Below are 24,336 nucleotides of genomic sequence, written 5' to 3' on the forward strand. Positions count from 1 at the left end.
GCCCCCGGGATGTCCCGGGGGCTTTTCCGCAAAAGCTACTGCGCGACCTTGACGCCCATCGAGCGGGCGGTACCGGCCACGATCTGCACCGCGGCGGTGATGTCGTTCGCGTTCAGGTCGGGGAGCTTGCGCTCGGCGATCTCCTTGACCTGGGTGGCGCTCAGGGTGCCGACGGTCTGGGTCAGCGGGTTCGACGCGCCGGACTGGATCCCCAGAGCCTTGCGGATCAGGAAGCTCGTCGGCGGCGTCTTGTAGACCAGCGTGTGGCTGCGGTCCTCGTAGACGGAGACGACGACCGGGATGATCTCGCCCCGGTTCTTCGAGGTGGCCTCGTCGTACTCCACCTTCACGGCACGCATGTTGGCCCCGGTCGGACCAAGCATCTTGCCGAGGTCGACCATCGCGGCGTTACCCGCCTCAAGCGCGAGGGTTACCTCATGGGTCTTTTTCTTGGGCGGCATTGCGTAAGGCTCCTTAGGGTGAGCTGCAAGCTATGAGAACGCAGCTCGCCAGCATCATCAACACACGACTAACCCGGGGATCCTAATACAGACCCCGGGAGCACGCCAAAAGTGTAGCTCGCGGCCTCAGTACTTATCGCACTGGCACCGGGTCATCAACGAGCGGACCGCCGCCACGTACTGCGGGTTGGGCAGCGTCTTGGTCTCCGCGGCCGCCTCGATGCCACCCTGACCGGCGTTGTAGCCGGCGATGACCACGTTCAGCAGGCACCACGACGAGGACGTCTTGCACTTGCTCGCACTCAGGTTGTAGTTGGTGCTCTTGAAATACTTGTCGCCCACCCACTTGGTCATCCAGGCCAGGTAGTTGGCCCCCAGATAGGTGTTGTCGGCGAACTTCGCCTCGTCGTAGGTCAGCCCGAACCGCTGGTTGATGAAGTCGGTGGTGGCCGGCATGACCTGCATGACCCCGGCGCCGCCGTCGCAGTTGTGGATGTTGCTCTGCCAGCCGCTCTCCTGCCAGGCCACCGCCTTGACCAGCGGATAGTTGAGCTTCAGCTGGGGCGCCTCGGAATTCCAGTAGGTGCGCGCGGCCGCCGACTTCAGCGACGTCTTCACCTTGCTCTTGGCCACGGCCTTGGTCTTGTCGTAATGGGCGCAGTCGGGCAACTGGCTCCAGAACGCGGGCTGGGTCGGCTCCGCCGTCTTCGGCTTCGTCCTCGACGGGGTGGGCGACGGCGACTCGGTGGTCGGCTCCGGCGACGGCGTCTCCAGCTCGAAGGTCGGCTCCGCCGAGGTCGGCGCGGCCACCGCGGCGGCCGGGGTGTCGTCCTTGCCGGTCAGCCCGCACCCGGCCGCGACGATCAGAGCGACCACCGCCGCCAGCACTCCTGCACGATGAGCCATCGACGAAAAACCTCCCCGTGAATCGCCGAAGCCGAACGCTAACAGTCGCCGATAACGATTCGCTGCCCCGCGAACTGGACAAACCACGCGAGTTCCCTGGCTACACCCCTGACCCGCGGCGGCAACCAAGACCGGGGACAATAGTTCTATGCAGACCCGCACCGACCTACGCAACGTCGCCATCATCGCCCACGTCGACCATGGCAAGACCACCCTCGTCGACGCCATGCTGCGCCAGGGGAGCCAGTCGCACGCCCGTGGCGAGATGGCCGACCGCGCCATGGACTCCATGGACCTGGAGCGGGAAAAGGGCATCACCATTCTCGCCAAGAACACGGCGATCAGCTACCAGCCCGCCGCAGGTGACCCGGTCACCATCAACATCATCGACACCCCCGGCCACGCCGACTTCGGTGGTGAGGTCGAGCGCGGCCTCACCATGGTCGACGGCGTCGCGCTGCTCGTCGACGCCTCCGAGGGCCCGCTGCCGCAGACCCGGTTCGTGCTCCGCAAGGCGCTCGCGGCCAAGCTCCCGATCATCCTGATCATCAACAAGGTCGACCGCCCCGACGCCCGCATCAAGGAGGTCGTCGACGAGACCTACGAGCTCTTCCTCGACCTCGACGCCGACGAGCACCAGATCGAGTTCCCGATCGTCTACGCCTGCGCCCGCGACGGCATCGCCTCGCTGACCCAGCCGAAGGACGGCACCGTCCCGGAGGACAGCACCGACCTCGAGGTGCTGTTCAGCACCATCCTCGAGACCATCCCGGCGCCGACCTACACCGAGGGCGCGCCGCTCCAGGCGCACGTCGTCAACCTCGACTCGTCCAACTTCCTGGGCCGGCTCGCGCTCTGCCGCGTGCACGAGGGCACGATCCGCAAGGGTCAGACCGTGGCCTGGTGCAAGACCGACGGCACGATCAGTAACGTCCGCATCTCCGAGCTGCTGATCACCGAGGGCCTCGACCGCAAGCCGGCCGAGAGCGCCGGCCCCGGCGACATCATGGCCATCGCCGGCATCGCCGAGATCATGATCGGCGAGACCCTGGCCGACGCGGAGAACCCGATCCCGCTGCCGCTGATCACGGTGGACGAGCCGGCCATCTCGATGGTCCTCGGCACCAACACGTCGCCGCTGGTCGGCAAGGTCAAGGGCGCCAAGGTCACCGCCCGCATGGTCAAGGACCGCCTCGACCGCGAGCTCATCGGTAACGTCTCGCTGCGAATCCTCCCGACCGAGCGCCCCGACGCCTGGGAGGTCCAGGGCCGCGGCGAGCTCGCCCTGGCCATCCTGGTCGAGCAGATGCGCCGCGAGTCCTTCGAGCTCACCGTCGGCAAGCCGCAGGTGGTCACCAAGACCATCGACGGCAAGGTGCACGAGCCGGTCGAGCGCCTCACCATCGACGCCCCCGACGAATACATGGGCGCGATCACCACGCTGCTGTCCACCCGCAAAGGCCGGATGGAAGAGCTGATCAACCACGGCACCGGCTGGCTGCGGATGGAGTGGCTGGTCCCGGCGCGCGGCCTGATCGGCTTCCGCACCGAGTTCCTCACCGAGACCCGCGGCACCGGCATCATGCACCACCTCTTCGAGGACTACGAGCCGTGGTTCGGCGAGCTGCGCACCCGCAACAACGGTTCGCTCGTCGCCGACCGGGCCGGCGCGGTCACCCCGTTCGCGATGATCAACATCCAGGAACGCGGTCAGCTGTTCGTCGAGCCGACCACCGAGGTGTACGAGGGCATGATCGTCGGCGAGAACTCTCGCGAGGACGACATGGACGTCAACATCACCAAGGAGAAGAAGCTCACCAACATGCGCGCGGCGAGCGCCGACAACACCGAGAAGGTGATCCCGCCGCGCAAGCTCTCCCTCGAGCAGGCCCTCGAATTCTGCCGCGAGGACGAATGCGTCGAGGTCACCCCGGCCGCGGTGCGCATCCGCAAGGTGGTCCTCGACCAGCAGGCGCGGGGCCGGGCCGCCGCCCGACGCAAACACCAGTAACCCCTACAGGTACGCCGTCGGGGTTCGCCAACCGCACTCGCGCGAACCCCGCCTTCGGCGGCTGCCGCACGCAAACAGCCCGGTGGTCCGGCATTCTGCCGCGACCATCGGGCTGTGTTTTTTGCTTTTGCGGCTTACGCCTTCGCGTTCAGTAACTCGCGTTTCCGGTCCCGGGATGATTTGGCCAGGCTGGCCACCGTGGCGACGCCGAGCGTGCCGATGATGACCAGCAGCGACAGCCAGATCGGGATCTCCGGAGCCCAGTGGACGCCCTCGCCGCCGTTGATGAACGGCAGGCTGTTGGTGTGCAGCGCCTCGAGGAACAGCTTCACGCCGATGAAGGCCAGCACCGCGGCCAGGCCGTAGTTGAGGTAGACCAGGCGCTCCAGCAGGCCGCCGAGCAGGAAGTAGAGCTGCCGCAGGCCCATCAGGGCGAAAATGTTCGCCGTGAAGACCAGGTAGGGCTCCTTGGTGATCCCGAAGATGGCCGGGATCGAATCCAGGGCGAACAGCAGATCGGTGGTGCCGATCGCGATCGTCACGATCAGCAGCGGCGTGAACAGTCGCTTCCCGGCCTGCGTCACGACCGTCATCCGGCCGCCCTCGAACGACGACGACACCGGCAGAATCCTCTTCGCCCAGCGGATCAGGGCGTTCTCGTTGAAGTCGTCCGCATCGTTCTCGCCCTCTTTCAGCAGGTTGACCGCCGTGTAGACGAGAAACGCGCCGAAAATGTAGAAGACCCAGGAGAACTGCGCGATGAGGGCGGCGCCGGCCGCGATGAACAGGCCGCGCATCACCAGCGCCAGCACGATGCCGATCAGCAGCACCTTCTGCTGAAGATGCCGGGGCACCGCGAACCGGCCCATGATGATGACGAAGACGAAGAGATTGTCGACGCTCAACGAGTACTCGGTGAGCCAGCCGGTGTAGAACTCGCCGGCGTACCGCCCGCCCGCGCTGATCCAGACACCGATGCCGAAAACAACGGCCAGCCCCACGTAGAGGGCCACCCAGCTGCCGGATTCCTTCACGGATGGCTCATGCGGCCGTCGGCCGATGATCAGGAGATCAACGGCGAGAACGGCGATGAGAGCGACCAGTGTGGCAATCCACACCCAGGCGGACACAGACAACAGGAACCTCCGGCAGACACGGTTCGGCGCTGCGTCCACTCCGGGTGGAGAGGGCACAGCGACGTGCGGCTGTCGGAGGTCTCTTCCGCCGCCTGTGTGGCGACCGCCGGCCCCGGGTCAGCCCGCTCGGGCCTTCCGTGTTGACGAGACCGGCACGAGGGAATACTCCCCTCCTACGGCAGCCATTGTGTCCCATACGGAAACCCAATGGCAGGGCACCCCGGGAAAGCGTGTCGTGCCTCTCGGCCGCCCCACTCTTCCGAACATGTTCCCTGGGCCAAGCGTAACGCCTCCCGGTTGCAGCGGGGCTATACAGCGCCCGCCGGAGGGCCGCGGAAGCACCGATGCGTCCTAGGAGGCTAGCTCAGTTGCCACTCGCCAAAGCGCCCCCGCCGCCCTCGGTCGACGAAGCCCCACCGGCGGCCCGGGTTGTTGACGTTGACGTTGACCCAGGCCTCGGCGCTGCCACCGGTCACCATCAGCCCACGCGCCGGCGCCACCCCGACCCGAGCGATCCGCCCGACCGCAGCTGTGACGAAGCCGACGTCCACCCGTCAGCGTCATGGACGGGAGCCGGCTACTTCACGCCTGCCATGTCCATGCCGCGCAGTTCCTTCTTCAGCTCGGACATCTCGTCGCGGATCCGGGCGGCCAGCTCGAACTGCAGCTCGCGCGCGGCGGCCAGCATCTGGTCGTTGAGGTCCTGGATGAGCTGGGCCAGCTCGACCCGGGCCATGCCCTCGCGGGCCGTGCCGGTCGACGCCCGCGCCTTCGACCTGGTCTCCGGGACCGGGGCCTTGCCACGGGAGATCTGCCGGCCGCCGCCGCCGACCATCGGGCCGACCGCCGCGTCGGTGTCCTCCGCCTCGCGGTAGATGTCGTCGAGGATGTCGTGGATCTTCTTGCGGAGAGCCTGCGGGGTGATGCCGTTGGCCTCGTTGTGGGCGATCTGCTTGGCCCGGCGCCGGTCGGTCTCGTCGATGGCGTTGCGCATCGACGGGGTGATCTTGTCGGCATACATATGGACCTCGCCGGAGACGTTTCGCGCGGCCCGGCCGATGGTCTGGATCAGCGACCGGCCGCTGCGCAGGAAGCCCTCCTTGTCGGCGTCGAGGATCGCCACCAGCGACACCTCGGGCAGGTCGAGACCCTCCCGCAGCAGGTTGATGCCGACCAGCACGTCGTAGTCGCCCTTGCGCAGCTCGCTCAGCAGCTCGACCCGGCGCAGAGTGTCCACCTCGGAGTGCAGGTAGCGCACCCGGATGCCATTTTCCAGCAGGTAGTCGGTGAGGTCCTCGGCCATCTTCTTGGTCAGCGTGGTGACCAGGACCCGCTCGTCGCGCTCGGTGCGCAGCCGGATCTCGTGCATCAGGTCGTCGATCTGCCCCTTGGTCGGTTTCACCACGACCTGCGGGTCGACCAGGCCGGTCGGGCGGATGACCTGCTCCACGAACTCGCCCTGGGCCTGCTGCATCTCCCACGGGCCGGGGGTGGCCGACAGGAACACCATCTGGCCGACCCGCTCGAGGAACTCGTCGAACCGCAGCGGCCGGTTGTCGGCCGCGCTGGGCAGCCGGAAGCCGTGCTCGATGAGGATCCGCTTCCGGGAGGCGTCCCCCTCGTACATCCCGCCGATCTGCGGGATCGTCACGTGCGACTCGTCGATGACCGTGACGAAGTCGTCGGGGAAGTAGTCGAGGAGGGTGAACGCCGGGTCGCCGGGGCCGCGGCCGTCCATGTGCATCGAATAATTCTCGATGCCGTTGCAGAAGCCGACCTGGCGCATCATCTCGATGTCGTAGGTGGTGCGCATCCGCAGCCGCTGCGCCTCGAGGAGCTTGCCCTGCCGCTCCAGCTCGGCGAGCCGCTCGGCCAGCTCGGCCTCGATGCCGACGATCGCCCGCTCCATCCGCTCGGCGCCGGCCACGTAGTGCGTGGCCGGGAAGATGATCAGCTCGTCGACCTCGCGGATCACCTCGCCGGTCAGTGGATGCAGGTAATACAGCTTCTCCACCTCGTCGCCGAACAGCTCGACGCGGACGGCCAGCTCCTCATACGCCGGGATGATCTCCAGCGTGTCGCCCCGGACCCGGAACGTGCCCCGCTGGAAGGCCATGTCGTTGCGCGAATACTGAATGTCGACCAGGCGGCGCAGCAGCTTGTCACGGTCGGTCTCGTCGCCGACCTTGAGCTTGACCGCGGTCTCCACATATTCCTGCGGGGTGCCCAGGCCGTAGATCGCGCTGACCGTCGCCACCACGATCACGTCGCGGCGGGTCAGCAGCGACATGGTGGTCGAGTGCCGCAGCCGCTCGACCTCATCGTTGACCGACGAGTCCTTCTCGATGTAGGTGTCGGTCTGCGCGATGTAGGCCTCGGGCTGGTAATAGTCGTAGTAGCTGACGAAATATTCCACCGCGTTGTTGGGCAACAGCTCGCGGAACTCCTTGGCCAGCTGGGCGCAGAGCGTCTTGTTGGGCGCGAGCACGAGCGCGGGCCGCTGCAGCCGCTCGATCAGCCACGCGGTGGTCGCGCTCTTACCGGTGCCGGTCGCGCCGAGAAGCACCGTGTGGCGGTCGCCCTCGCGCACCCGGCGCTCGAGCTCGTCGATGGCCGCGGGCTGGTCGCCGGCGGGCTGAAAATCGCTGATGACCTCGAAGCGGCCGTCGAGCAGAGGGATGTCGAACGCCATGGGGACAACCGTACGTCGGGGGTATGACAAGTTCTGGCCGACGGCGTGCGGAGGGTGCACATTCGGCAGCGGTGAAGGCTGTTGTTCGCGCTTGCGTGCCTCGCCTAACCTGTTCGGGTAGGCCGCTCGCGGCGGCCGACCGGTTTCGATGGCAGGCCACCACACGGCCGCATCGACCGGCCCGCGGTCGATGCGCCCCGGCACTCCCGGCGCGCGCACCCGCGGTGGTCGCGCTGTGCGCTGACCGGCCGCCGCGAGCGCCCTTCTTTGCGCTCTACTCCGGGGGCCGCCAGCCGCTCTCTTCGGCCCAGTCGTCCGCGGCCCGCGCCTCCGCGTCGAACCACGGTTCCTTGGCCTCGCCGTACGTGTATCGGTCGGTGTGTTCGGCCGCCCAGGCCGCTTTCGCCGCCGCGTACTCCTCGCGCGCCGCCGGCACCGCCCGCAGGTGGTCGCGCATGAGCAGGGCGAACCGCCAGCCCGGCGACCCGGTCACGCGAACGTGCAGGTGGACCGGCCGGCCGGGGTCGGCGGTGCCGTGCATCCGCTTCGGCCAGGTCTGGCCGGGCAGGCCGCGCGCGTTGTCCCACCACTCCCCCGGCTGCCGCGGGAAGCCGGCCCGGCCGAGCCGCTCGGCCAGCGCGTCCGCCTCGTCGAGGGTCCGCACGGCCAGCATGAGGTCGATGATGTCCTTGGCCGGCAGGCCGGGCACCGCGGTCGAGCCGATGTGCGCCACCGCCGCGCCGTCGCCGGTCGCGTACCGGATCCGGGCGATCAGCCGGGCCGCCTGCTCCGGCCAGGTCGGGTCGGGGTCGACGATCCGCAGCTCCGGGCCGACACGGGCGGCGGTGCCGAGCCGCAGATGCTCCTCGAACGGTCGCAGCCGGTCCCGGACCAGCACGTCCACCTGCGCGTGCAGCTCGTCGAGGGTGCCGTTGTTGGCCAGCAGCACATCGGCGGCGGCCCGGCGCTGACCGTCGTCGGCCTGCGCGGCGATCCGCGCGGCCGCCTGGTCGGCGGTCATCCCCCGCGTCTCTTCGAGACGGCGGATGCGCAGGTCACGCTCGGCGTCAACAACGAGGACCAGATGGTACGAGGGGGCCTGCCCGGTCTCCACGAGAAGCGGTACGTCGTTGACCACGATCGCATCGGGCGCGGCGGCCCGGGTCAGCTCGACGGCCCGGTCGCGTACCCGTGGATGAATGATCTTCTCCAACCGGTGGCGCGCCTCGTCGTCACCGAAGACCTTGGCCCCGAGCGCCGGCCGGTCGAGCTCGCCGCCGGCCGTCAGAATGCCGGCCCCGAAGGCCTCGACGATCGCGGCGAGACCGGGCGTGCCCACCGCGACGACCTCGCGGGCCAGCACATCGGAGTCGATCAGCACCGCACCTTGCGCGACAAGCCGCTTCGCGACCGCGCTCTTGCCCGCCCCGATCCCACCGGTAAGCCCCACCCTCAGCACGCGCCCAGTATCCACCACCCCACAGCCGCGCGGCCCAGGGAGATCGATGGTCCGGGTGGGCGGGGGCGGTGGCCGCGGCACCACGCCGGGAGGCGGGGCGGCCGGGGCGGGAAAGCGAAAGGCCGCCCCGACCGAAGTCGGGGCGGCCTCTACCGCTTACCGGCGGATCAGGCCTTGCCGCCGGCGAGCTTCTCGCGCAGAGCGGCGAGCGCCTCGTCGGTGGCCAGCGTGCCGGCCGGCTCCTCAGCCGCGCGCGCCGGGGCCGGCGAGCTCGACGTGGTGGAGGACGACGTGGCAGCACCCGTGACGGCCGGAGCCGGGTTGAGCGCGGCCTCGGCGTCGGCGTCGCGGGACGCCTGCACCTGCTTGGTGTGGGCCTCCCAGCGCTCGCGGGCGTCGGCGTACTGCTTCTCCCACGTCTCGCGCTGCTTGTCGAAGCCCTCGAGCCACTCACCCGTCTCGGGGTCGAAGCCCTCCGGGTAGATGTAGTTGCCCTCGTTGTCGTAGGTCGCAGCCATGCCGTAGAGGGTCGGGTCGAAGTGCTCCTCGCCCTCGACGAAGCCCTCGTTGGCCTGCTTCAGCGACAGCGAGATCCGGCGGCGCTCGAGGTCGATGTCGATGACCTTGACGAGAACGTCGGAGCCCACCTGGACGACCTGCTCGGGCAGCTCGACGTGCCGCTCGGCCAGCTCGGAGATGTGCACCAGGCCCTCGATGCCGTCGTCCACGCGGACGAACGCACCGAACGGAACCAGCTTGGTGACCTTGCCCGGCACGATCTGGTTGATCGCGTGGGTCCGGGCGAACTGACGCCACGGGTCTTCCTGGGTCGCCTTCAGCGACAGCGAGACGCGCTCGCGGTCCAGGTCGACGTCGAGAACCTCGACCTCGACCTCCTGGCCGACCTCGACAACCTCGGAGGGGTGGTCGATGTGCTTCCAGGAGAGCTCGGAGACGTGCACCAGACCGTCGACGCCGCCGAGGTCGACGAACGCGCCGAAGTTGACGATCGAGGACACGACGCCCTTGCGGACCTGGCCCTTCTGCAGCTTGTTGAGGAACTCGGTGCGAACCTCGGACTGCGTCTGCTCCAGCCAGGCACGGCGGGACAGAACCACGTTGTTACGGTTCTTGTCCAGCTCGATGATCTTGGCTTCGAGCTCCCGGCCCACGTAGGGCTGGAGGTCGCGCACGCGACGCATCTCGACCAGGGACGCGGGCAGGAAGCCGCGCAGGCCGATGTCCAGGATGAGACCACCCTTGACGACCTCGATGACCGAGCCGCGGACGACGCCGTCGTCCTCCTTGATCTTCTCGATGGTGCCCCACGCCCGCTCGTACTGCGCGCGCTTCTTCGAGAGGATCAGGCGGCCTTCCTTGTCCTCCTTGGTGAGAACAAGTGCCTCGATGTGGTCGCCGACCGACACCACTTCCGCGGGGTCCACGTCATGCTTGATCGACAACTCGCGCGAGGGGATGACACCCTCGGTCTTGTAGCCGATGTCGAGCAGGACCTCGTCCCGATCGACCTTGACGACGGTGCCTTCGACAATGTCGCCGTCGTTGAAGTACTTGATGGTCTCGTCGATGGCGGCGAGGAATGCTTCCTCGGACCCGAGATCGTCGACGGTGACCCGGTTGGCGCTCGAGGTGGCCTCGATGCTGCTCGTCATGTGGACAGTTGCTCCGAACGGATGGATTCGTGGTGTCTCTCGCGCCCTGCGGAACTGCCGCCGGACACGGCATGAACTAGCGAGGACGATCATGATGAGGTGGCAACCAACATCAGTCAGGATCAACGCAGCCGATCATGCCGAGACCGACGACCACGGAACCTGCTCCCTGCCGAGGCACACGATCCGCGAGCGCATCGACTAGCTTACCGTGCGCATTACCACAGGTTGCAAGCCCTCCTGACGACGGCGGCACAATGTTCGGGCGAAACCTCGTGGCATGCCCGTAATCTGCCGAATCAGGGCAGCATGACGGTCTGCCGTACCGTTGCCACGTGATCGACATCCCGTCTCCGCCGAACCGCCGCCCGATCACCGACGACGAGAGCCGGGTGGCCAGCCGCTCCTGGTGGGACCTGGACGCCGACGAGTACCAGACCGAACACGGCACATTCCTCGGTGACCTGGACTTCGTCTGGTGCCCGGAGGGTCTCCGGGAGTCCGACGCCCAGCTGCTGGGCGAGGTCAAGGGCAAGCGGGTGCTGGAGCTGGGGGCCGGGGCCGCGGCCGGCACGCGGTGGCTGGACAGCCAGGGCGCGGACGCTGTCGCGATGGATCTCTCGGCGGGCATGCTGCGGCATGCGCAGACCGGGGCCGAGCGTTCCGGCGTACGGGTACCCCTGGTGCAAGCCGACGCGCTGGCCCTGCCGTTCGCGGACAGCGTATTCGACATCGTCTGCACCGCCTTCGGGGCGATCCCTTTCGTGGCGGACTCGGGCGCCGCGATGCGTGAGGTGGCCCGCGTCCTGCGCCCGGGCGGCACCTGGGTCTTCTCGATCACTCACCCGATGCGCTGGATTTTTTGGGACGAACCGGATGAAACCGGCTTGATCGCCCGAAATTCCTACTTCGACCGGACCCCGTACGTGGAGATGGACGAGGACGGCCGGCCGTCGTACGTCGAGCAGCACCGCACCCTGGGCGACCGGATCCGCGAGCTGGTCGCGGCCGGCTTCGTGCTCCGCGACCTGATCGAGCCCGAATGGCCGGCCGGCCACGAGCAGGTGTGGGGCCAGTGGAGCCCGCTGCGCGGCCGGCTCTTCCCCGGCACCGCGATCTTCGTCGCCGACCGGCCCGCTCCCCAGCCCACCAACGCGCCGCGCCACTGACGGGGGCCGCGGCGGCTAGATAAAGGTGCCGGCGTCGAGCAGGGCGGCCAGGACGGTCAGCCCGGCCGGGATCAGCCGGTAGTAGACCCAGGTGCCGCGCCGGTCGCTGTCGACCAGGCCAGCCTCGCGCAGCACGCGCAGGTGGTGCGAGATCGTCGGGCCGGTCAGGTGGAAGGCGCCGGTCAGGTCACAGACGCAGACCTCGCCGCCGCCGGCCGAGGCGATCATCGAGAGCAGCCGCAGGCGCACCGGATCACCCAGCGCCTTGAACATCGGAGCGAACCGGCTCGCCTGCACGGCGTCCAGCGGAGCGTGCGCGATGGGCGCACCGTCGACCGCCACGACGGCGGGCTCCTGGGGCGATTTGCTCAACATCCGACCAGCCTTACACCGCACTGCACCGAAGCGCATCCCCCACGCCGACCCGTGATCCCGCGCCGGCCCTTCACGCCCACGACTCCCGCACACTCGCGAAGTCGCACGGCGGAACATTACCGCTCCGGCGCACCAATCGTCACCGCCCGGCCTACGAGATGTGGGAGAAAAGGCCCTACCGATCGCAACGGCACAGCCGTCAGTGATCGGCAGGGACCGACTCAGTGATCGGCGCCGTTCCAGTCGCGGCCCGCGCCGATCGACACCTCGAGCGGCACCGACAGCGAGTGGGCGCCGCCCATCTCGCGGCGGACCAGCTCCTCCAGGGTCTCGCGCTCGCCCGGGGCCACGTCGAAGACGAGCTCGTCGTGGACCTGCAGGAGCATCCGGGACCGCAGGCCGGCCTCCTTGATGGCGGCGTCGACCCGGAGCATGGCGACCTTGATGATGTCGGCGGCCGAGCCCTGGATCGGTGCGTTCAGCGCCATCCGCTCGGCCATGTCGCGGCGCTGGCGGTTGTCGCTGGACAGGTCGGGAAGGTAGCGGCGGCGGCCGAGGATGGTGGCCGTGTAGCCGTCCTGGACCGCCCGCTTCACCACCGTCTGCAGATAGTCGCGGACGCCGCCGAACCGCTCGAAGTATTCGTCCATCAGGCCCTTGGCCTCGTCGACCGCGATGGTGAGCTGGTTGGACAGACCGAACGCGGACAGGCCGTAGGCGAGGCCGTAGTTCATTGCCTTGATCTTGCGGCGCTGGTCGGGCACGACCTCCTCGACCGGCACGTGGAAGACCGAGGAGGCGGTGGCCGCGTGGAAGTCGAACGCCGAGTTGAACGCCGCGATCAGCGCCTCGTCGCCGGACAGGTGCGCCATGATCCGCATCTCGATCTGGCTGTAGTCGGCGGTCATCAGCTGCTCGAAACCCTCGCCGACGATGAAGGCACGGCGGATGCGCCGGCCCTCCTCGGTGCGGATCGGGATGTTCTGCAGGTTGGGGTCGGTCGACGAGAGCCGGCCGGTCGCGGCCACGGTCTGGTTGAACGTGGTGTGGATCCGGCCGTCGTCGGAGACGCTCTTGAGCAGACCGTCGACGGTGGACTTCAGCTTCGCGACGTCGCGGTGCCGCAGCAGGTGCTGCAGCAGCGGGTCGCCGGTCTGCGCGAAGAGGCTCTGCAGCGCGTCGGCGTCGGTGGTGTAGCCCGACTTGATCTTCTTGGTCTTGGGCAGGCCGCGCTCGTCGAACAGGATCTGCTGGAGCTGCTTGGGCGAGCCGAGGTTGAACTCGCGGCCGACCACCTCGTGCGCGCCCTGCTGCGCCGACTTCACCTCGGCGGCGAAGTGCGCCTCGAGCTCGGAAAGATATTCGGTGTCGGCGCCGATGCCGAGGTGCTCCATCTCGGCGAGCACCCGGGACAGCGGCTGCTCGACCTCGGTGAGCAACCGCTGCGAGGCACCGTCGTCGCGGGACAGCTCCTCGGTGAGCACGTCGGCCAGGTCGAGGGTGGCCCGGGCGCGGAGCATCACGTTCTCCTCGGCGGCCCCCTGATCGTCGCCGAAGCCGTCGAAGGTGAGCTGGCCGCTCTGCGGCTCCTCGACCCGCAGCTCGCGCTTGAGGTAGCGCAGGGCGAGGTCGGTCAGGTCGTAGGCGCGCTGGTCGGGCTTCGCCAGGTAGGCGGCCAGCGCGGTGTCGACCCGCACCCCCGCCAGCGGCCAGCCGTGCGCGCGCATCGCCAGCGACGCGGGCTTGGCGTCGTGCACCACCTTGGGCCGCGCGGCGTCGGCCAGCCAGGCGGCGACCGCCTTCTCGTCCGCCTCGTCGAGACCGGCCGGGTCGAACCAGGCGGCCGGCCCGTCGCCGGTGGCGATCGCGACGCCGGTGAGGTTGCCGGTGCCGCGGCCGAACGTGCCGGTCACCGCGACGCCGACCGGCGCCTCGAGCGCGTGCGCGGCCAGCCAGCCGGCGACCTGGCCGGTGCCGAGCACCGCGCCGGTGATGTCGAAGCCGGCCTCGGCCTCGGGCTCGACCGCGTCGAGGTAGGAGTAGAGACGCTCGCGCAGCACCCGGAACTCGAGCGCGTCGAAGACCTGGTGGACGGCTTCCCGGTCCCAGCCCTGCCACTGCACGTCGGCCGGGCCCAGCCGCAGCTCGAGGTCGTCGACCAGCTTGTTCATCCGGTAGTTGAGCATCACGCCGGCCAGGTTGGCCCGCAGGCTCTCGCCCGCCTTGCCCTTGATCTTGTCGACGTTGGCGATGATGCCGTCCAGATCACCGAACTCGTTGATCCACTTGGCGGCCGTCTTGTCGCCGACGCCGGGCACCCCGATCAGGTTGTCGCTGGCCTCGCCGACCAGAGCCGCCTTGTCGCGGTAGCGCGACGGGGGCACGAAATACTTCGCCTCGATCGCCTCGGGCGTCATCCGCCACACCTCGGAGACGCCGCGCACCGGGTAGAGGATCGTGACGTGCTCGCCGGACAGCTGGAACGCGTCCCGGTCGCCGGTAGAGATGATGACCTCCATGCCCGCCGCCCGGCCCTGCGTGGCCAGGGTCGCGATCACGTCGTCGGCCTCGTAGTTCTCCTTCTCCACCACCGGGATGCGGAGCGCCTCGAGGACCTCCTTGATCAGGCTGACCTGACCCAGGAACTGCTTCGGCGTCTCGGAGCGGCCGGCCTTGTATTCCGGGTAGATCGCGCTGCGGAAGGTTTTCCGGGAGAGGTCGAACGCCACCACGATGTGCGTCGGCTTCTCGTCGCGCAGCATGTTGATCAGCATCGAGGTGAAGCCGAACACCGCGTTCGTGTGCTGCCCGGTGGCGGTGCTGAAGTTGTCCGCCGGCAGGGCGAAGAAGGCCCGATAGGCCAGCGAATGGCCGTCGAGCAGCAGCAACCGGGGGGTCAGGGCGTCGTCGCTCACGTCAGGGAACTCTAGTCCTGGGGTACGACACGAATGCTGACCGCCCCGGTCGCATTTACAGCACTTTGCTGAGGAATGCCTTGGTTCGGTCGTGCTTCGGATTGCCGAGGATCTCGGCCGGCGGCCCCTGTTCGACCACCACGCCGCCGTCCATGAAAACGACCTGGTCGCCGACCTCGCGGGCGAACCCGATCTCGTGCGTGACGACCACCATGGTCATGCCGTCCCGGGCCAGGTCCTTCATCACGTCCAGCACCTCGCCCACCAGCTCCGGATCGAGCGCGCTGGTCGGCTCGTCGAACAGCATCAGCTTGGGGCGCATGGCCAGCGCCCGGGCGATCGCGACCCGCTGCTGCTGCCCACCGGACAACTGGCCCGGGTAGCTGTCGACCTTGTCGCCGAGCCCGACCCGGTCGAGCAGGGCCGCCGCCCGGTCGCGTACCTCAAGCTTGTTCTCCTTCTTCACCCGGCAGGGTGCTTCCATGACGTTCTGCAGGACCGTCATGTGCGGAAAGAGATTGAACCGCTGGAAGACCATGCCGATCGCCCGGCGTTGCCGGGAGACCTCGGAGTTCTTCATCTCGTGCAGCTTGCCGCCGCGCTCGTGGTAACCGATCAGGTCGCCGTCGACGAAGATCTTCCCGGCGTTGATCTTCTCGAGGTGGTTGACGCAGCGCAGGAACGTCGACTTGCCGGAGCCGGACGGGCCCAGCACGCAGCACACCTCGCCGGAGTTGACCACCAGGTCGATCCCCCGGAGCACTTCAAGAGGACCGAAGGATTTGTGTACGTCCTCGGCGCGCACCATCTCCGTACTCATGTCGCCGCACTCCCGTCCGCCGTCGGCCGGCCGCCCTGCTCGATCTGGATGTCCCGCAGCCGCAGGCGGGCCCGGCCGGTCACGCCGTACCCCCGGCTGAAGTGCCGTTCGACGAAGAACTGGGCGATCATCAGCACGGTGCAGATGATCAGATACCAGATCACCGCCGCCACCAGCACCGGCAGCACCACGAAGGTGCGCGACTTGATCGCGTTGAGCTGGAAGAACAACTCCCCCGCGACCGGCACGAAGGCGACCAGCGAGGTGTCCTTCACCATCGCGATGACCTCGTTGCCGGTCGGCGGCACGATCACCCGCATCGCCTGCGGCAGCACCACCCGGCGCAGCACCTGCGCGCGGGAGAGCCCGAGCGCGGTCGCCGCCTCGCCCTGGCCCGGGTCGATCGACTGGATGCCGGCCCGGACGATCTCCGCCATGTACGCCGCCTCGGACAGCCCCAGCGCCAGCATGCCGGCCACGAACCCGACGAGCAGGTCGCTGGCCTTGATGCTGTAGAACTGCGCGTTCAGGTCGTCGATGCCGAACAGCCGGCCGATCTGCTGGTCGAACGGCAGGCCGAAGCCGATCCGGGCCCACAGGATGTTCAGGTTTCCGAAGAGGACCGCCAGCACCAGCCGGGGAACCGCCCGGAAGAACCAGATGTAGACGAACGCGACGCCGCGCAGGATCCAGTTGTCGGACAGCCGCATGATCGCCAGGACCACGCCGAACACCACGCCGATCAGCATCGACGTGACGGTCAGCAGCAGGGTGCCGCGCAGGCCGTCGAGCACCGGGCCGGTGAACATGACGCCGCGCTTGCCCGGCTCGTACGAGGAGAAGATGAACGACCAGCGGAACTGGTCGTTGGTGAGGATCAGGTGCAGGAACATGGCGGTGAGCACGGCGAGGACCGCGATCGCCAGCCAGCGTCCGGGGTGCCGCACGGGCACGGCCTTGATCGGTTCCGGCCGTACCCGCCCGGTTTGCGTCTGGTCGCTCATCCTGGGTCAGACCGCGGGGTTCACGGCCGGGTCGGTGATGCCGCCCGCGTCGACGCCCCACTTGGCCAGCACCGTCTTGTAGGTGCCGTCGGCGATCAGCGCCTTGAGCGCGCCCTCGATCGCGGCGCCCATCGTGTCGGCCTGGTCCTTGGGCAGGACGTAGCCGTACGGGGCCGAGTCGTAGATGTCGCCGGCCAGGGCGAGCTGCCCGTTGGTCTGCTTCACCGCGTACGCGCAGATCGGCGAGTCGGCCAGCATGGCGTCGTCCTTGCCGGTGACCACGGCGTTGGTGGCGTCCGACTGGGCCTGGTACGAGTCGATCGTGATCTTCGCCTTGCCACCGTCGGTGCACTTCTTCGACCGGGCGGCGATGTCGTCGGCCTGCACGGTCCCGGTCTGCACCGCGATCTTCTTGCCGCAGGCGTCGTCGGCGCTGATCGTGGCGCCGGACTTGGTCGCCCACTGGGTGCCGGCCGTGAAGTAGGAGACCATGGTCGCCTCCTGCAGGCGCTTCGCGGTCACCGAGAACGACGAGACGCCGACGTTGTACTTCTTGCTGGCGACGCCCGGGATGATGTTGTCGAACACGGCCGACTGCCACTCGGTGGTCAGGCCCAGCTTGCCGGCGACCGCGTTGAACAGGTCGACGTCGAAGCCGATCACGGTCTTGCCGTCGGCGTCGAGGTACTCGTTCGGCGCGTACGTCGAGTCGGTGCCGATGATCAGCTTGCCGCCGGCCTTGATGTCGGCGGGCACCTTGTCGGCCAGCGACGTGTCGGCCGAGGCGCTGGGCACCGAGGCCGAGCCGGCCGGGGTGTCGGCGGACTCCGAGCCGCAGGCGGCCGCGGACAGCGTCAGCGCCGCCGCGGCAGCCAGGCCGAGGATCGCCCGGCCGGGATGGCTGCGGAACATGGTGACTCCTTGGGGGGAGAGATGGATCTTGAAAAGCGTGAGATCGGTTCGGATCTCGTCCGACAGTCTCTGCCCAAGACCCGTCCGTTCGCCACCTCAGTGGCCCGGTGATCTGGTTTGGCAATCCCGCCCAGGGGTGATCCATTCTTGAGCCACTCGCCCGATGGCGGCCTTGGTCGCACGCTGCCGAGGGCTGCGCAAGGTTACGACTACGCAACTGTCCTGTTGCAGCCGAACGTTGAAGCTAGTGCAGCGGTCCTCAGCTAACTAGGTTGCCTGCATCAGCGGTTTGGCAGTGGGTCGGCGACCTCGTACCCACCGCGCTGCACATAAGGGAGAATTCATGATCCGCCGCAACTTCGCATTGCGCGGTGTCGCCGTGCTGGGTGCCGCGAGCCTCGCATTGGCCGCCTGCTCGAACGACAGCGACGAGCCCGCGACCGGCTCCTCGTCCGGCGCCGCCACCGCGGCCGGGGGCGACGGTGTGCTGAAAATCGGCACGCTGCTTCCGCAGACCGGTTCGCTCGCATTCCTCGGCCCGCCGGAGTTCGCCGGCGTCAAGCTCGCCGTCAAGGACATCAATGCGGCCGGCGGTGTGCTGGGCAAGGACGTCGTGGAGAGCGACACCGACTCCGGTGACACCTCCACCGACATCGCCAGCCAGTCCGTGAACAAGCTGCTCGCCGAGAAGGCCGACGTCATCATCGGCGCCGCCTCGTCCTCGGTGTCCCTCACCGTGATCGACAAGATCACCGGCGCGGGCGTCGTGCAGATCTCGCCGGCGAACACGTCGGACCAGTTCACCACGTACAACGACAAGGGCCTCTACTACCGGACCGCGCCGCCGGACGTGCTGCAGGGCCGCGTGCTCGGTGACCTGGTGGTCGCCGACGGCAACGCGACCGTCGGCCTCCTGGTCATGCAGGACGCGTACGGCACCGGCCTCGCCAAGAGCGCCCGCGCCGCGATCGAGAGCGGTGGCGGCCAGGTCGTCGCCGAAGAGGTCTACGACCCGAAGGCCGCCGAGTTCTCCAGCGAGGTCGGCAAGATCAAGGCCGCCAACCCGCAGGCGATCGTCATGATCGGCTTCGACGAGACCAAGAAGATCGTCCCGAAGCTGGTCGAGGAGGGTCTGACCTCGAAGGCCAAGAAGTGGTACTTCGTCGACGGTAACCTCTCCAACTACGGCAGCGAGTTCCCGAAGGGCACCTTCCAGGGCGCCAAGGGCACCCTGCCCGGCGCGGCGGCCACCGACGACTTCAAGAAGCAGCTGCTGACCGTCGACCCGGCGCTGAAGGACTACTCCTACTCGGCCGAGTCCTACGACGCCACCGTTCTGACCGCCCTGGCGGCGGTCGCGGCCAAGAGCGACGCTCCGGCCGACTTCAACAAGCAGCTCGCCGCGGTCAGCAAGGGCGGCGAGAAGTGCAAGACGTTCAAGGACTGCAAGGCTCTCCTGGACGCCGGCAAGGACATCGACTACGACGGCGTGAGCGGTCCGATCGAGTGGAACGACGCCGGTGACCCCTCCGAGGCCAGCATCGGCATCTACCAGTACGGCGCCGACAACAAGTACACCAACCTGACCTACCAGTCCGGCAAGATCAGCGGCTGATCGATCGGTTGACATGAGGGGCCCGGCCATCGGCCGGGCCCCTTCTTCGTACTTCGTAGCCGCAATAAGAAGAGGGCCCCCGGACGGGGGCCCTCTTCATTGCCAGGGGATCAGGCGCGAGCCAGCGTGCCCAGGTAGAGCTCGATCACCTTGGGGTCGTGCATCAGGTCCCGGCCGGACGCCGTGTAGGCGTTGCGGCCCTGGTCCAGGACATAACCCCGGTCGCAGATCTGCAGGCACCGGCGGGCGTTCTGCTCGACCATGATGACCGTGACGCCGGTCTGGTTGATCTGCTTGGTCCGGAAGAAGACCTCGTCCTGCATGGCCGGTGAGAGGCCGGCCGACGGCTCGTCGAGCAGCAGGACGCTGGGCTCCATCATCAGGGCCCGGCCCATCGCCACCATCTGCCGCTCACCACCGGAGAGCGAGCCGGCGCGCTGCTTACGACGCTGGCCCAGGGCCGGAAAGAGGCCCGAGACGAACTCGAAGCGCTCCTTGAAGCGCTTCGGCCGCAGGAACGTACCCATCTCCAGGTTTTCCTCGATGGTGAGGTTGCCGAAGACGTTGTTGGTCTGCGGGACGAAGCCGATCCCCTTGGCGACCAGTTTGTTGGCCTTCAGGTTGGTGATCTTCTCGCCGCGCAGGACCACGTCGCCGGACCGGATGTTCACCAGTCCGAAGAGGGCCTTGAGCAGGGTCGACTTACCGGCGCCGTTGGGGCCGATGATGCCGACCAGCTCACCATCCTTGGCGTACAGGTCGCAGTTGTTGAGGATGTTGACGCCCGGGAGGTAGCCGGCGATCAGGTCGTCGGCACGGACCAGGGCCCCCTCGGCGGCCGCCAGATGCTCGCTGCGGTCACCGATCAGGTTGCTCGACTCGTCACTCATCGGCCGTCTCCCCTTCTGCCTCCAGGGCGGCGACGACGTCCGGATCGTGCTCCGTCCCGTCGTGGTGCGCCCCTAGATATGCGTCGATCACCCGCGGGTCGGCCATCACCGTGTCCGGGGTGCCTTCGGCGATCACCTTGCCCTGGGCCATGACGATCACCCAGTCGCTGATGTCGCGGACCATGTCCATGTCGTGCTCGACGAACAGGACGGTCATGCCGTCCTCGCGCAGATCCTTCACGTGCCCCAGCAGGGACTGGGTCAGGGCCGGGTTCACGCCGGCCATCGGCTCGTCCAGCATGACCATGTCGGGCTGGACCATCAGCGCCCGCGCCATCTCGAGGAGCTTGCGCTGGCCGCCGGAGAGGCTGCCGGCGAAGTCCTCGCGCTTGGCGTCGAGCTTGAACCGGGCGAGCAGGTCGTCGGCCCGCTCGGTGATCTCCTTCTCCTGGCCCCGCCAGAGGGCCGGGATCAGGGACTGCCAGAACTTCTCGCCGCGCTGGCCGGTGCCGCCCAGGCGCATGTTGTCGATCACCTTGAGCCGGGACAGCGCCTTGGTGAGCTGGAAGGTCCGCACCATGCCCTGGTTCGCGACCTTGTGCGCGGGCACGCCGGCCAGCGGCTTGCCGTTGAACGTCCAGTCGCCCTCGTCCGGCTTGTCGAAGCCGGTCAGCAGGTTGAAGAAGGTCGTCTTGCCGGCGCCGTTCGGCCCGATCAGGGCGGTGATCCCGCCGCGCGGGATCTCGACGTGGTCGACCGAGACGGCGGTCAGGCCGCCGAAGCGGCGGACCACCTTGTCGGCGACCAGGATCGGGTCGGGCTTGGGCGCACCGGGCTCGTGCGGGACGTCCTTGAGTGCCTCACGCATCCGGGCCACGCCGGGTGCCACCGTCGTCTCATCGGCCATCGAGCATGACCTCCTTCCGGTCACCGAAGATGCCCTGCGGGCGATAGATCAGCAGGAGGACCAGGCCGGCACCGACCAGGATGTACCCGACCGCGCCCGCCTGGGTGGGGGTCATGAGCCAGGTCGGGATGTAACCCTGCGTGATCGCGGCCGGCAGCACCGCGTTGATGAACGCGAGCAGGAACCAGAAGATCATCGAGCCGACCACCGGGCCGAAGACGCGGGCGGCGCCGCCCAGGATGACGATCGTGTACATGTAGAACGTGAACTCGGTGCCGTAGGTGTCCGGCTGCACCGCCGCGCGGCTCAGGGCGAAGATGAAGCCGCCCAGCGAGCCCAGCACGCCGCCGAGGATCAGCGACTGCATCTTGTACGAGACGACGTTCTTGCCGAGGCTCCGGACCGCGTCCTCGTCCTCCCGGATCGCCTTGATGACACGGCCCCACGGGCTGCGCATGGCGAGGAAGACGATCAGCAGCGAGATCCCGATGAGCGCCCAGCCGATCGTCATGACCCACAACTCACGCGGGTCGAAGTCGACGATGCCGATCTTCAGCGGCGAGCTGTACGGGTTGAGCTTGTAGAAGTCGTCCGAGAACGACTGGAGGCCGTCGGAGCCGCCGGTCCACTCGCTCAGCGACACCGAGCGGAAGAGCAGGCGGACGATCTCGGCCGCCGCGATCGTCACGATGGCCAGGTAGTCGGCCCGCAGCCGGAGCGTCGGGATGCCCAGCAGCAGCGCCAGGACCACCGCCCCGGCCAGGCCGATCACGATGCCGAGCCAGAACGGCGCACCGAAGGTCGCGACCGTCATGGCGAGGCCGTAGGCGGCCACCCCGAGGAACGCCGACTGGCCGAAGTTGAGCAGGCCGGTGTACCCGAAGTGCACGTTGAGGCCGATCGCCGCCAGGGCGTACGCGATCATCGTGGTGTTGAACAGCGACTCCAGCGAGACGCCGAAGATGATGTCCCAGTTCATCGAGCCCCCCTCAGCCGATCCGCTCGCGGCGGCCCAGGATGCCCTGGGGCCGGAACAGGATGATCACGATCAGCACCACCAGAGCGCCGACGTTCTTCAGCTCGGTCGGGATCCACAGCGTCGAGAGCTGCGTCGCCAGACCGATGACGAGGCTGCCGACCAGCGCGCCGAACGCCGTGCCGAGACCACCGAGGGTCACCGCGGCGAAGACGAGCAGCAGGATCTGGAAACCCATCTGGTAGTTCACGCCCTGGAAGAGACCCAGCATCACACCGCTGAGTGCCGCCAGCGCACCGCCGATCGTCCAGACCAGCCGGATGATCGCGTCGACGCTGATGCCGGAGGCCGCGGCGAGCGAGGGGTTGGTCGACACCGCGCGGGTCGCCTTGCCGAGCCGCGTCATGGTGAGCGCGAGCGAGACGAGGATCAGCACCACGATCGCGACGACGTCCATGACCAGGTTCTTCGGGGCGACCGCGATCGGGCCCAGGTCGATGCCGGGCTGCGCCACGTACTCCGCGTACTGCCGGGTGTCGCCGCTGAAGAGGTAGAGGTAGAGGTAGCGGAAGACCAGCGCGACACCGATCGAGATGATCATCATGCCGATCAGGCCGGTCCGCCGGTTGCGCAGCCAGCCCCAGAATATTTTGTCCTGGAACCAGCCGACCGCCCCGCCGAGCACCACCGCCAGGATCGCCGACACGACCAGCGGTAGACCGATCGTCACGTTGAGCAGGAAGCACCCCAGGGCACCGAAGGTGACCAGCTCACCGTGCGCGAAGTTGGTCAGGCCCATGGTGCCGAAGATCAGCGAGAGCCCGAGCGCGGCGAGGGCGATGATCAGCCCCAGATGGATGCCGGTATAGACCAGGCCGGACACTCGATCGAACGTCGACGTGCCGGCGACCTGCGGTTTCTTCTCTCCGGTCCCCGCCGCTGCCCCCAACGGGAACAACACGTTGCGTGCCGCGCCCTCGAAGACGGTCAGCGTCAGGCTGGGCCGGTTGTTGGTCAGCGTCACGCCCTGCGGGAGGGTCGTGGTGTCCAGGTCGACCTTGTATGTACCGGCCGATTTCACCGGCACGGACCACTTGCCGTCCGCGCCCGAGGTCACCTGACCGATTGGACCGCCGCTCTCGTCGGACACCTTGATCACGACACCTGCCACCGGCTGACTGCCGTTGACCAACGTGCCCTGCAGCGACTCACCATCGGCCAGGGCACTTGTGGCGCCAAGACCGAGGGATGTCAACAAGAATCCGAGAACGGCCGTGAAGATGATCACGGCTCTACGCAACGATGCTCCTCGTGTTTAGCAGCAGAAATCCCCGCCAGATGTGTCGCGAGGCTGGCGGGGATCATAGCTTGCGGAACATCTGCTGAGACGTCCGTAACAAAGCCGTTACGGACCCTCAACCTGCTGCATAGAGCCAATCCGTGATCGGTGGCTCGGGCGTGGCGCGTGGGGCTACGGAGTCGTCGCCTGGGCGCCGCCGGCCTCCTGACCCTCGGCCAGAATCCGGTCGGCGACCTCACGCATAGTCATCCGGTGATCCATCGCGGTGCGCTGAATCCACTTGAACGCCTGCGGTTCGGTCATCTGATATTTGGTCATCAGCTCGCCCTTGGCCCGCTCCACCGACTTGCGGGTCTCCAGGCGGTCGGTCAGGCCGGCCACCTCGGACTCGAGGGCGGCGATCTCGGAGTATCGCGACAGGGCGATCTCGATCGCCGGCACCAGGTCGGACTTCTGGAACGGTTTCACCAGATAGGCCATCGCGCCGGCCGCGCGGGCGCGCTCGACCAGGTCGCGCTGGCTGAACGCGGTCAGGATGACGACGGGGGCGATGCGCCCGCCGGCAATCCGCTCGGCGGCCGCGAGGCCGTCCATGATCGGCATCTTGATATCGAGGATGACCAGGTCCGGACGGAGGTCTTCGGCCAGGCGGACGGCGGTCTCGCCATCGCCGGCCTCGCCGACCACGTCGTAGCCCTCCTCGACCAGCATCTCGGCCAGGTCCAGTCGGATGAGAGCCTCGTCCTCGGCGATCAGCACCCGCTTGCGATCGGCCCCAGCCTGCGTGTCGGCCACGGAACCCCTACCCCCAACACTCCCGAAGTCGCGACACCCCGGTATGTGGGTGTCGCCGCCCCAATCGTAGTGGGTAGGCTGTCGGAAGCTCATCCTGGCGTGGCCATACCGTGTCGGAGACTGAGTGGGCCGGCCCCTGTATTCCAACCGGCAGAGAAGATGGTCTCAAACACCATACAGTGTGGGTTCGAATCCCACCGGGGGCACAAGAATTGGCAAAATCGTCCGGGGTTTCCCCGGCGCCGCGCAATCCGGCCGCCACAAGCCGCGCCACAAGATCTACTTCGAGAACGGGCATTCGCTCACCATCCCCCACGTGG

At 67.9% G+C, this 24,336-nt stretch carries 20 protein-coding genes and 1 tRNA gene; 4 read left to right on the top strand and 17 right to left on the bottom strand.

Annotated features, from left to right (window positions below):
* Positions 1-35 precede the first annotated feature (35 nt).
* Together Adu01nite_RS23295 and Adu01nite_RS23300 are read right to left on the bottom strand one after the other, a co-directional pair.
* A complete protein-coding gene (locus Adu01nite_RS23295) occupies positions 36-461 on the bottom strand; it encodes an uL11 family ribosomal protein (RefSeq protein WP_203729180.1) in 426 nt (141 codons plus the stop codon).
* 126 nt (positions 462-587) lie between these two features.
* Positions 588-1,367, bottom strand: coding sequence for a lytic transglycosylase domain-containing protein (locus tag Adu01nite_RS23300; protein ID WP_203729182.1), 780 nt, complete (start codon positions 1,365-1,367; stop codon positions 588-590).
* 148 nt (positions 1,368-1,515) lie between these two features.
* Here Adu01nite_RS23300 and typA point away from each other — a divergent pair, with 148 nt between their 5' ends.
* Positions 1,516-3,378, top strand: coding sequence for a translational GTPase TypA (gene typA, locus Adu01nite_RS23305; protein WP_203729184.1), 1,863 nt, complete (start codon positions 1,516-1,518; stop codon positions 3,376-3,378).
* A 134-nt stretch (positions 3,379-3,512) separates the two neighbouring features.
* On the opposite strand, the gene Adu01nite_RS23310 is transcribed toward typA, so the two are convergent.
* From Adu01nite_RS23310 to rpsA, 5 genes are all read right to left on the bottom strand, one after another.
* Positions 3,513-4,508 carry a TerC family protein gene (locus Adu01nite_RS23310; RefSeq protein ID WP_203729186.1) on the bottom strand — a complete coding sequence of 332 codons (996 nt, stop codon included), beginning with the start codon at positions 4,506-4,508 and terminating at the stop codon, positions 3,513-3,515.
* A gap of 365 nt (positions 4,509-4,873) precedes the next feature.
* On the bottom strand, positions 4,874-5,065 hold the full coding sequence (locus tag Adu01nite_RS23315; protein ID WP_203729188.1) for a hypothetical protein: 192 nt from the start codon (positions 5,063-5,065) through the stop codon (positions 4,874-4,876).
* A gap of 26 nt (positions 5,066-5,091) precedes the next feature.
* Complete coding sequence (uvrB, locus tag Adu01nite_RS23320; RefSeq protein ID WP_203729190.1) at positions 5,092-7,206, bottom strand: excinuclease ABC subunit UvrB; 2,115 nt, start codon at positions 7,204-7,206, stop codon at positions 5,092-5,094.
* A 274-nt stretch (positions 7,207-7,480) separates the two neighbouring features.
* Positions 7,481-8,665, bottom strand: coding sequence for a dephospho-CoA kinase (gene coaE / locus Adu01nite_RS23325; protein WP_203729192.1), 1,185 nt, complete (start codon positions 8,663-8,665; stop codon positions 7,481-7,483).
* A gap of 167 nt (positions 8,666-8,832) precedes the next feature.
* Positions 8,833-10,431: a 30S ribosomal protein S1 gene (rpsA, locus tag Adu01nite_RS23330; RefSeq protein ID WP_203729194.1), complete on the bottom strand. Its 1,599-nt coding sequence runs from the start codon at positions 10,429-10,431 to the stop codon at positions 8,833-8,835.
* A gap of 251 nt (positions 10,432-10,682) precedes the next feature.
* On the opposite strand from rpsA, the gene Adu01nite_RS23335 reads away from it, so the two are divergent.
* Positions 10,683-11,507, top strand: coding sequence for a class I SAM-dependent methyltransferase (locus Adu01nite_RS23335; protein ID WP_203729230.1), 825 nt, complete (start codon positions 10,683-10,685; stop codon positions 11,505-11,507).
* A gap of 15 nt (positions 11,508-11,522) precedes the next feature.
* Here the strand turns inward: Adu01nite_RS23335 and Adu01nite_RS23340 are convergent, their stop codons facing one another.
* From Adu01nite_RS23340 to Adu01nite_RS23360, 5 genes are all read right to left on the bottom strand, one after another.
* Positions 11,523-11,882 carry an ArsR/SmtB family transcription factor gene (locus Adu01nite_RS23340; protein ID WP_203729196.1) on the bottom strand — a complete coding sequence of 120 codons (360 nt, stop codon included), beginning with the start codon at positions 11,880-11,882 and terminating at the stop codon, positions 11,523-11,525.
* Between the two features lie 221 nt (positions 11,883-12,103).
* Positions 12,104-14,797 (bottom strand): DNA polymerase I, encoded by a 2,694-nt coding sequence (polA, locus tag Adu01nite_RS23345; RefSeq protein WP_203729198.1) that lies wholly within the window; start codon positions 14,795-14,797, stop codon positions 12,104-12,106.
* 55 nt (positions 14,798-14,852) lie between these two features.
* On the bottom strand, positions 14,853-15,617 hold the full coding sequence (locus Adu01nite_RS23350; protein WP_275414688.1) for an amino acid ABC transporter ATP-binding protein: 765 nt from the start codon (positions 15,615-15,617) through the stop codon (positions 14,853-14,855).
* Positions 15,614-16,621 (bottom strand): amino acid ABC transporter permease, encoded by a 1,008-nt coding sequence (locus Adu01nite_RS23355; protein ID WP_203729200.1) that lies wholly within the window; start codon positions 16,619-16,621, stop codon positions 15,614-15,616. Before Adu01nite_RS23355 ends, Adu01nite_RS23350 begins: the two co-directional genes overlap by 4 nt.
* Before the next feature lie 6 nt (positions 16,622-16,627).
* Positions 16,628-17,533 (bottom strand): ABC transporter substrate-binding protein, encoded by a 906-nt coding sequence (locus Adu01nite_RS23360; RefSeq protein WP_203729202.1) that lies wholly within the window; start codon positions 17,531-17,533, stop codon positions 16,628-16,630.
* Positions 17,534-17,876: 343 nt separating this feature from the next.
* Here Adu01nite_RS23360 and Adu01nite_RS23365 point away from each other — a divergent pair, with 343 nt between their 5' ends.
* Positions 17,877-19,148: an ABC transporter substrate-binding protein gene (locus tag Adu01nite_RS23365; RefSeq protein WP_203729204.1), complete on the top strand. Its 1,272-nt coding sequence runs from the start codon at positions 17,877-17,879 to the stop codon at positions 19,146-19,148.
* A gap of 110 nt (positions 19,149-19,258) precedes the next feature.
* On the opposite strand, the gene Adu01nite_RS23370 is transcribed toward Adu01nite_RS23365, so the two are convergent.
* From Adu01nite_RS23370 to Adu01nite_RS23390, 5 genes are all read right to left on the bottom strand, one after another.
* Entirely contained in the window at positions 19,259-20,038 is a 780-nt protein-coding gene (locus Adu01nite_RS23370; protein ID WP_203729206.1) for an ABC transporter ATP-binding protein, read from the bottom strand.
* Positions 20,031-20,945 (bottom strand): ABC transporter ATP-binding protein, encoded by a 915-nt coding sequence (locus Adu01nite_RS23375; RefSeq protein WP_203729208.1) that lies wholly within the window; start codon positions 20,943-20,945, stop codon positions 20,031-20,033. Before Adu01nite_RS23375 ends, Adu01nite_RS23370 begins: the two co-directional genes overlap by 8 nt.
* Positions 20,935-21,924, bottom strand: coding sequence for a branched-chain amino acid ABC transporter permease (locus Adu01nite_RS23380; RefSeq protein ID WP_203729209.1), 990 nt, complete (start codon positions 21,922-21,924; stop codon positions 20,935-20,937). The genes Adu01nite_RS23375 and Adu01nite_RS23380 overlap by 11 nt, the downstream gene beginning before the upstream one ends.
* 10 nt (positions 21,925-21,934) lie before the next feature.
* Positions 21,935-23,221, bottom strand: a complete 1,287-nt coding sequence (locus Adu01nite_RS23385) for a branched-chain amino acid ABC transporter permease (RefSeq protein ID WP_239132636.1) — start codon at positions 23,219-23,221, stop codon at positions 21,935-21,937.
* Between the two features lie 171 nt (positions 23,222-23,392).
* Positions 23,393-24,016 carry an ANTAR domain-containing response regulator gene (locus tag Adu01nite_RS23390; protein ID WP_203729211.1) on the bottom strand — a complete coding sequence of 208 codons (624 nt, stop codon included), beginning with the start codon at positions 24,014-24,016 and terminating at the stop codon, positions 23,393-23,395.
* A gap of 132 nt (positions 24,017-24,148) precedes the next feature.
* On the opposite strand from Adu01nite_RS23390, the gene Adu01nite_RS23395 reads away from it, so the two are divergent.
* Positions 24,149-24,222 (top strand) — tRNA-Leu (locus tag Adu01nite_RS23395).
* Positions 24,223-24,336: the final 114 nt, after the last annotated feature.

This window comes from Paractinoplanes durhamensis, from assembly GCF_016862175.1.
GTDB classification, from domain to species: Bacteria; Actinomycetota; Actinomycetes; order Mycobacteriales; family Micromonosporaceae; genus Actinoplanes; species Actinoplanes durhamensis.

Excerpts from the sequence above, each read along its gene's own strand:
- Adu01nite_RS23360 (WP_203729202.1), bottom strand. The coding sequence starts at position 17,533 with ATGTTCCGCAGCCATCCCGGCCGGGCGATCCTCGGCCTGGCTGCCGCG.
- Adu01nite_RS23370 (WP_203729206.1), bottom strand. The coding sequence starts at position 20,038 with ATGAGTGACGAGTCGAGCAACCTGATCGGTGACCGCAGCGAGCATCTG.
- typA (WP_203729184.1), top strand. The coding sequence starts at position 1,516 with ATGCAGACCCGCACCGACCTACGCAACGTCGCCATCATCGCCCACGTC.
- Adu01nite_RS23295 (WP_203729180.1), bottom strand. The coding sequence starts at position 461 with ATGCCGCCCAAGAAAAAGACCCATGAGGTAACCCTCGCGCTTGAGGCG.
- uvrB (WP_203729190.1), bottom strand. The coding sequence starts at position 7,206 with ATGGCGTTCGACATCCCTCTGCTCGACGGCCGCTTCGAGGTCATCAGC.
- Adu01nite_RS23375 (WP_203729208.1), bottom strand. The coding sequence starts at position 20,945 with ATGGCCGATGAGACGACGGTGGCACCCGGCGTGGCCCGGATGCGTGAG.
- Adu01nite_RS23300 (WP_203729182.1), bottom strand. The coding sequence starts at position 1,367 with ATGGCTCATCGTGCAGGAGTGCTGGCGGCGGTGGTCGCTCTGATCGTC.
- Adu01nite_RS23350 (WP_275414688.1), bottom strand. The coding sequence starts at position 15,617 with ATGAGTACGGAGATGGTGCGCGCCGAGGACGTACACAAATCCTTCGGT.
- rpsA (WP_203729194.1), bottom strand. The coding sequence starts at position 10,431 with ATGATCGTCCTCGCTAGTTCATGCCGTGTCCGGCGGCAGTTCCGCAGG.
- Adu01nite_RS23365 (WP_203729204.1), top strand. The coding sequence starts at position 17,877 with ATGATCCGCCGCAACTTCGCATTGCGCGGTGTCGCCGTGCTGGGTGCC.
- Adu01nite_RS23355 (WP_203729200.1), bottom strand. The coding sequence starts at position 16,621 with ATGAGCGACCAGACGCAAACCGGGCGGGTACGGCCGGAACCGATCAAG.
- Adu01nite_RS23380 (WP_203729209.1), bottom strand. The coding sequence starts at position 21,924 with ATGAACTGGGACATCATCTTCGGCGTCTCGCTGGAGTCGCTGTTCAAC.
- Adu01nite_RS23340 (WP_203729196.1), bottom strand. The coding sequence starts at position 11,882 with ATGTTGAGCAAATCGCCCCAGGAGCCCGCCGTCGTGGCGGTCGACGGT.